Source organism: Rhodococcus sp. (in: high G+C Gram-positive bacteria) (assembly GCF_049286785.1).
GTDB lineage: Bacteria > Actinomycetota > Actinomycetes > Mycobacteriales > Mycobacteriaceae > Rhodococcus_F.
Genome location: NZ_JBAQEO010000275.1, coordinates 1 through 2012 on the forward strand (window position 1 = coordinate 1; position 2012 = coordinate 2012).

At 64.6% G+C, this 2012-nt stretch carries 3 protein-coding genes; 2 read left to right on the plus strand and 1 reads right to left on the minus strand.

From position 1 onward, the window contains the following. The first annotated feature begins 59 nt into the window (after positions 1-59). Together mihF and WAW17_RS11050 are read left to right on the plus strand one after the other, a co-directional pair. Positions 60-371 (plus strand): integration host factor, actinobacterial type, encoded by a 312-nt coding sequence (mihF, locus tag WAW17_RS11045; RefSeq protein ID WP_422333023.1) that lies wholly within the window; start codon positions 60-62, stop codon positions 369-371. A 209-nt stretch (positions 372-580) separates the two neighbouring features. Beyond that, entirely contained in the window at positions 581-856 is a 276-nt protein-coding gene (locus WAW17_RS11050) for a hypothetical protein (protein ID WP_422333024.1), read from the plus strand. A 944-nt stretch (positions 857-1800) separates the two neighbouring features. Here the strand turns inward: WAW17_RS11050 and WAW17_RS11055 are convergent. Further along, positions 1801-2012: hypothetical protein (locus tag WAW17_RS11055; RefSeq protein ID WP_422333025.1), on the minus strand; the 212-nt coding region annotated here is incomplete at its 5' end.

Consider the following 2012-nt stretch of genomic DNA (forward strand, 5'->3'; position numbering starts at 1 on the left):
TGGCACGATGGATCGAAACCGTCCGGTCTGGCCGGTGAGAGCAACGAGGAGGACCGTTCATGGCATTGCCCGTGTTGACACCCGAGCAGCGTGCACAGGCGCTGGAGAAGGCCGCTGTGGCGCGGAAAGCGCGGACCGAACTGCTGTCCGCGGTGAAGGCCGGCGACCTCACGATCGCGGGCGTCCTCGCGAAGGCGGAGACCGACGAAACCGTCAAGAAGACACGCGTTTCGGCGGTGGTGAAGGCGCTTCCCGGCGTGGGTCCGGTGAAAGCGGCGCAGATCCTCGAGGAGTTGGCGATCGCCGACAACCGGCGGATCGGCGGCCTGGGTGCGAACCAGCGTGAAGCACTTCGCGGTCTTACCGCCTGACCTGGGAGGATCAGAAGAAACGGTGACCGTGAACGTCGGTGATCGTACCGCTGATGAAAGCGGTACGAGCAGTGCCGGATTCGACTCGCCAGGGAGCTGGTCGCGACGTCGGTGGGTAACGGTGAGTCGATCGATTCATGCGATCTATGCACGGAACTGGGACGCACCGCAGCGGCCGGAACAGTAGTCAGTCGCAGACTCACCTACGTGTGGATGACTCCCTCTTCGCGTACACGGCGTTCGCTGTCGACCCGGTCGCCGGCCGATCGTCGGCAGGGAGGTGTCGCCCGGCCGTTCGGTTCGGGAAACCCCTCTTTCTGCAAGTCCTTCGGCCGTCGATCGGGTCGGTTGCGGATACCGATGACGACCCGGGGGCGGAGGCGACGCTCGGGCTGTACAAGGCCGAGTGCATCGCCGTCGTCGTCCCGTTCCGCAAGGGCCCGCTGCGCGCTGTCAGCACCGCCGGGGAATCGACCTCGACCTGACGTTGTTCTTCCCGTTCCACATCCCACGGGGCGATGTCGCCGCGCACACTCCGTGCCATCGCGGTTCCCTCGCTCCAGGCGAACGCAACGGGCACAGCCACAACCATGGCTACCAGGGCGACTCCGGCATCGAAGGCAAGGCGTACGGCGCCGAGTGCGCTGGTCATCGTTTCGGTAACAGCCATCAGGTCCTTCTCCGTCTTCTCCGAGGGCCGCAGCGACAAGGAAGCCGACCAATGCCGCCACCGGCAGTGCTGCATGCACCGGTGAATCAGTGCTCACTTAGCGAACGTTACGACAGTATTTTCCTACTCGCGAGTAAGCGCACAGGGTGCCTGTTTTCAGGCCCGCACCACAATCGAAAGGGCATCGACAGGTGCAAGATGATGTGGGCGTTACCGGCGCAGTCAGGTCGGCGCCGGGGCCATCGTCGACCAGGGCCCGTTCCTCGCTCGCGAATGCGGACCGTAGACTTCATCGCGTTCGCAGAGCATCCCCCCAGATTTTGTTCTGCAGACACCCTGTGTCCAGCGTCCCCCCCGACCTGGGCACCTGTGCCCCAGCATCACCCCCCCGATGCTGGGGCACATTCATGCGCACGGTCGGAACCACCAAATGCGACTCGCCGCGAAGTGTGTCTTGGCTGGGTGGCTGGGTGGTGATTGCGAGGAGCTACGGGCCGGGACCGGCTTGTGGTGTCGCGGCGGCTTTGCTGGTTCGGTTGTTGTCGGTGGGGCGGTTTATGGTGGCTTCCGCGACGAGCAACAGGTCGCTGCACACTGCCAGACCGTTGATTTTCACGGTCCTGATCTGCGGAGTTTCCTCAGATCGGTTGGTGTGTAGCGGCCTGTTTCTTCAGTTTGTCGCGCGCGGTGATCGGCTGCTTCACTTGCCCAGAGGGGCTGGTGCGCGACATGGCGCCCCGTGTCGGGGTCCTCGTGTTGTCAGGCGGCGGTGCGGTGTTTGGTCAGTAGCCGGTCCCAGACCTCGTGCGGCAGGTTGGCCGGTGCGATGTCCCAGTCGGCGTGATGGATCTCCGCGTGGAGACCGCCGAGGTTGTGTGTGTCCGCCGTCGCGCCGCGGTGGAGCGCTTCGGAAGCAATAGCGGAGAGCCGGTCCGGGAAGGGGTGCACGGTCAGTTCCTTTCGAGGTTCGG

Excerpts from the sequence above, each read along its gene's own strand:
- mihF (WP_422333023.1), top strand. The coding sequence starts at position 60 with ATGGCATTGCCCGTGTTGACACCCGAGCAGCGTGCACAGGCGCTGGAG.